Below are 4,724 nucleotides of genomic sequence, written 5' to 3' on the forward strand. Positions count from 1 at the left end.
CAGGAAAGCGAAGCTGTTTTGCGGAATATCTTTCGCAATAAAAAACACTATCTACTTAACTTTTACGCCAGCAAAAATTGCTCGAAAATATTATTGCCGATGAAACGGCCCTGTTTCGTCAGTTTGACTCTGCCGTTTTCGATGATGAGATTCCGGCTGCTTATTTCTTTTTTCAGGATGTCGCCGTAAACCGATTCCATCGGGATGCCGAATTTCCCTTTGAAATGCTCCAGCGAGACTCCAGCGGTTTTGCGCAGCCCCAAAAACATCTCTTCTTCCATCTGTTCTTTTTTGGGGACTTCATGCGAATTTAAAATCGGACGTTCATTCGCTTCCAGTGGCTCCATGTATTTTTTCAGCGGGCCATGATTTGAATAACGGATTCCTTGAACGTATCCATGAGCTCCTGCTCCTGCTCCGATATATTCAACATTGTCCCAGTATAGAAGATTATGGCGTGATTCAAAGCCGGGACGTGCAAAATTCGAAATTTCGTATTGTCCCAAACCGCGTGATTCCATTTCCTGCATCAGCCGTTCATACATATCGGCTTCCAGATCCTCCGTCACTGTATTCAGTTTCCCTTTTACCATCAGATTATAGAAAACCGTTTTCGGTTCGATGATCAGCGAGTAGGCGGAAAAATGCTGAAGATCGAATGCAAATGCCCGTTCCAGCGTATCTTCCCACTGTGTCATCGTCTGCCCGGGCAAACCGTACATCAGGTCGAAGCTTAAATTGGTGAATCCGACGCGGCGTGCATCTTCGACCGCTCTGGCGACATCGCCATTGCTGTGTGTGCGGCCCAGCCGTTTCAACAGATCTTCATCAAACGACTGCACACCCATGCTCAGCCGGTTGACGCCGCCGTTGAACAAAACCTGCATTTTTTCAAACGTCAATTCATCCGGGTTGGCTTCAGACGTCCATTCCAGATTGTCAGCCATCGGCACAAATTCATGGATATAGCCCAGCAATTTTTCCAGTTGCCGGGGTTCCAGTGAAGTTGGTGTGCCGCCGCCGAGAAAAATCGTTTCGAGCGGATTATCAAGTGCACCCTGCTCTTTCCAAAGCGCAAGCTCCCTGCCGAGTGAATCGATATAGGCGTCCACCGGCTGATCTTTAAAAAAGACTTTATTGAAATCACAGTAGAAGCAGATCTGGTGGCAGAATGGAATATGGATATACAATCCTTTTACCATTGTTATTCCTCATTTCTAATAGGAAAAGGAGGCTGAAAAAACCCCGCCTCCTCCTGTCGTTTATTTTGATTGGTCGTCCATTTTCAATATTGCCATGAAAGCTTCCTGTGGAACTTCCACAGAACCGACTTGTTTCATGCGCTTCTTACCTTCTTTTTGCTTGTCCAAAAGTTTACGTTTACGGGAAATATCGCCGCCGTAACATTTTGCGAGCACGTTTTTACGCATTGCGCTGATCGTCTGACGAGCAACTATTTTCTGACCGATGGCCGCTTGGATCGGCACCTCGAACTGCTGGCGGGGAATAAGTGTCTTCAGCTTATCGACGATGACCTTGCCGCGTTCATAAGCGAAATCGCGGTGAACGATAAAGCTCAGTGCATCGACCTGCTCCGCATTCAACAGGATATCCATTTTCACTAGTTTCGATTCTTTATAGCCGATCAGCTCATAATCAAATGATGCATAACCTTTTGTGCCGGATTTTAACTGATCGAAGAAATCATAGACGATTTCCGCCAGCGGCAATTCATAGATGATACTGACACGTGAATTGTCCAGATAATCCATTGTCAGGAAGTTTCCTCGTTTTTTCTGGCAGATTTCCATTACAGCTCCGACATAATCATTCGGCACCATAATTGTCGCTTTGACATAAGGTTCTTCCACAAAACTGATTTTTTGTGCATCAGGCATCATCGCCGGGTTATCAATTTTCAAAATAGTGTCGTCTGTCATGTGTACGCTGTATATAACACTTGGCGCTGTGGTGATCAAATCGATGTTGAATTCGCGTTCAATACGTTCCTGTATAATTTCCATATGCAATAAACCAAGGAATCCACAGCGGTAGCCAAAGCCAAGCGCCTGGGACGATTCCGGTTCAAATTGAAGGGCAGCATCATTCAGCTCCAGCTTTTCCAGTGCGTCACGAAGGTCGTTATATTTTGAAGTATCGATCGGATACAGCCCGCAATAAACCATTGGATTCAACCGGCGGTAACCCGGCAACGCTTCAACAGCCGGCCTTCTTGCATGTGTGATCGTATCCCCGACCGGTGCGTCGCCAACATTTTTAATGGCCGCGGTCAAATAACCCACATCGCCGACTGTCAATTCATCACGAAGAGTCGCACGCGGTGTGAATACACCCGCTTCGATAACTTCAAACTCTTTATCGCTCGACATCATTTTTATTTTGTCGCCGGGTTTTACTGTCCCTTCCATTATACGGATGTAGGAAACGATTCCGCGGTAGGGATCATACAGTGAATCGAAAATCATTGCCTTCAGTGGTGCACTTGGGTCACCGGTTGGCGCAGGAACTTTTTCGACGATCTGTTCCAGAATCTCTTCAATACCGATGCCGGCTTTGGCCGAAGCCAGAACGGCTTCGGAAGCGTCTAAACCGATTACATCTTCCACTTCCTGGCGAACCCGCTCCGGATCCGCTGCAGGCAAATCGATTTTATTGATGACCGGAAGGATTTCAAGGTCGTTGTCCAGCGCCAGGTAAACGTTCGCCAGGGTCTGGGCTTCGATGCCCTGTGCTGCGTCGACGACCAGGATGGCCCCTTCGCAGGCAGCAAGGCTGCGGGACACTTCATAAGTGAAATCGACGTGGCCCGGTGTATCGATCAAATGCATGATATACGTTTCGCCGTCTTTGGCTGTGTAATTCAGCTGAACGGCGTTCAATTTGATGGTGATTCCGCGTTCCCGTTCCAAATCCATGGAATCAAGCAATTGTGCTTTCATTTCCCGTGAGGATAGGGCATTCGTACGTTCTAATATGCGGTCGGCAAGCGTAGATTTACCATGATCGATATGGGCGATGATGGAAAAGTTACGGATTTTGCTCTGACGCGCGAGTCTCTGTTCTTGATTCATGGTCCACACTCCTATACAAACTACTATGAATTATAGCAGTACAGGGGCCATTGAGCAATGAATGCAGTTGAATTCGTTTCACTGTAAAGGCAAACTTCTTTGCACGTATCTATTGCAATCCTCTCTCTGGTTTGATAAAATAACTCTTGTTGTATAGAGACATACATGAGTTGAGATGGTTCCATCTCTTTTCCTAATTGTCTAGGAGGTGAAATATATGCCAAACATTAAATCTGCAATCAAACGTGTGAGAACTAACGAATCTAAAAACGCTCAAAACACGCAAGCTAAATCTGCAATGCGTTCTTCTGTGAAAAAAGCTGAGCAGGCTTTGACTAACAATGATGAAAACGCAAGCGCAACGGTTAAAGCTGCGATTAAACAAGTGGAGAAAGCGGCTTCTAAAGGCCTTATCCACAAAAATACTGCAGCCCGCAAAAAATCCCGCTTGATGAAACAGGCGTAAAAACGCTGAAAGCCGGTTCCTTTTAAAAAGGAGCCGGCTTTTTTTGTTTCGATTAAATTTGTTGGGACACGCCAGTTTTTTTCACGGCGCGTTTCATCAGGAAAAACTCCAGCACGCGCTCACGGTTGCCGCTCGCTGTTTTCAGCTGAAGGTCGATGTCAGCCAGGTCGCCGAGCACTTCGAGCAGGCGCTGTTCCGAGATCTGCTGGCGTCTCTCGACAAGCAGTTTCACTCGGTATGGATGCGCTTTTAATTGTTTGGAAATTTGCTGTGCATGGTAGCCTTTTTTCTGCAGGTAATAGACATGGACCATGAAACGGATCTGTGACGCCAGCAGTGCGGCGAGCGCGACCGGCTCTTCTTTTTGCCGCAGCAGGTCATAATAGACGCTGAGTGCCGTGCTGATATCCCCGTCCAAATAGGCCTGCAGCATTTTAAAGGCATCCTGTTCAAGTGTGCGGGCCGTCATTTCTTCGACCAGCTGTTCCGTTATCTCCCCTTCGCCCCCCAGATAGAGCGACATCTTTTCCAGTTCGGAGGACAATAATGTAAGGTTCGTTCCGGCCATTTCCACCAATTTTCGGACGGCGCCACGGCTGATGTCCTTGCCGAACGTTTTCGCTTCCTGCGCGAGCCACGATTCAAGGTCATTTGACTGAAGTGCTTTTGCTTCGATTACAACGGCATGCTGTTTCATCAGCTTGACCACTTTTTTCCGTTCATCCAATTTTTCATACGGTGCCACGAAAACGGTGACGGAACTGGAGGGCGGATTTTCAAGCCACGCCTCCAGGATTTTCATGTCATGATTAATTTTTTCCTTGCCGCGTTCAGCTGCTTTCAGGAACGATGCATTTTTCGCGATGATCAGCTTGCGGTCGCTGAAAAAAGGAAAAGTATCCGCTTCGTCGATGGCGTGGTCGACCGGGACTTCTTCCATATCAAAAAAGGTAAGTTCGAGCTCGCCATTCTGTGTCATGCTGGATTTCAATAAATCCAATGTCTTTTCAATGAAATAGCTTTCAGTGCCTATAAGAAGATAGACAGGGTCAATTTGGCCGCTGCGTATCGATTTCCAGATTGAAGTGATCATGTTCCCGCCTCCTCCTTCTACTATATCGGATTTTAATAGAAGATGAACTAATAATCTTCAATAATCGATATTG

Annotated in this window: 4 protein-coding genes; 1 reads left to right on the forward strand and 3 read right to left on the reverse strand. The window is 46.7% G+C overall.

Annotation, left to right across the window (positions count from 1 at the left end; genetic code table 11):
- Positions 1-62: 62 nt before the first annotated feature.
- Positions 63-1,202, reverse strand: a complete 1,140-nt coding sequence (gene hemW / locus KW93_RS13560) for a radical SAM family heme chaperone HemW (protein WP_033543572.1) — start codon at positions 1,200-1,202, stop codon at positions 63-65.
- A gap of 60 nt (positions 1,203-1,262) precedes the next feature.
- Positions 1,263-3,092, reverse strand: coding sequence for a translation elongation factor 4 (gene lepA / locus KW93_RS13565; RefSeq protein ID WP_033543573.1), 1,830 nt, complete (start codon positions 3,090-3,092; stop codon positions 1,263-1,265).
- A 217-nt stretch (positions 3,093-3,309) separates the two neighbouring features.
- On the opposite strand from lepA, the gene rpsT reads away from it, so the two are divergent.
- Positions 3,310-3,558 (forward strand): 30S ribosomal protein S20, encoded by a 249-nt coding sequence (gene rpsT, locus KW93_RS13570; RefSeq protein WP_033543574.1) that lies wholly within the window; start codon positions 3,310-3,312, stop codon positions 3,556-3,558.
- Between the two features lie 52 nt (positions 3,559-3,610).
- On the opposite strand, the gene holA is transcribed toward rpsT, so the two are convergent.
- Entirely contained in the window at positions 3,611-4,651 is a 1,041-nt protein-coding gene (gene holA, locus KW93_RS13575; protein ID WP_033543575.1) for a DNA polymerase III subunit delta, read from the reverse strand.
- Between the last annotated feature and the right edge of the window lie 73 nt (positions 4,652-4,724).

This window comes from Planococcus sp. CAU13, assembly GCF_000775575.1.
GTDB lineage: Bacteria > Bacillota > Bacilli > Bacillales_A > Planococcaceae > Planococcus.